This window comes from Burkholderia sp. AW49-1 (assembly GCF_053427845.1).
Map to the genome: position 1 here is coordinate 1 of NZ_JBSAXF010000097.1, position 701 is coordinate 701.

Annotated in this window: 1 protein-coding gene; it reads left to right on the forward strand. The window is 66.0% G+C overall.

Features of this window, described 5'->3' with window-relative positions; genetic code table 11:
- On the forward strand, positions 1 to 701 hold a 701-nt coding region (locus ACV22W_RS33560), incomplete at both ends, for a serine hydroxymethyltransferase (protein ID WP_448023829.1).

Consider the following 701-nt stretch of genomic DNA (forward strand, 5'->3'; position numbering starts at 1 on the left):
GACTACGACGCAGCCGAGAAGCTGGCGAACGAACACAAGCCGAAGCTGATCGTCGCGGGCGCGTCGGCATTCGCGCTGAAGATCGACTTCGAGCGTCTGTCGAAGATCGCGAAGTCGGTCGGCGCATACCTGATGGTCGACATGGCGCACTACGCCGGCCTGATCGCGGCGGGCGTGTATCCGAACCCGGTGCCGCACGCGGACTTCGTGACGACGACGACGCACAAGAGCCTGCGCGGGCCGCGCGGTGGCGTGATCCTGATGAAGGCCGAATACGAGAAGCAGATCAACTCGGCGATCTTCCCGGGCATCCAGGGCGGCCCGCTGATGCACGTGATCGCGGGGAAGGCGGTGGCGTTCAAGGAAGCGCTGTCGCCGGAGTTCAAGGCGTACCAGGAGAAGGTGGTCGAGAACGCACGGGTGCTGGCTGAAACGCTGGTCAAGCGCGGGCTGCGGATCGTGTCGGGCCGTACGGAAAGCCACGTGATGCTGGTGGACCTGCGCGCGAAGAACATCACGGGCAAGGCGGCGGAAGCGGCGCTGGGCGCGGCACACATCACGGTGAACAAGAACGCGATCCCGAACGATCCGGAAAAGCCGTTCGTGACGAGCGGGATCCGTCTGGGCTCGCCGGCGATGACGACGCGCGGCTTCGGCCCGGCGGAAGCCGAGACGGTCGGCAACCTGATCGCCGACGTGCT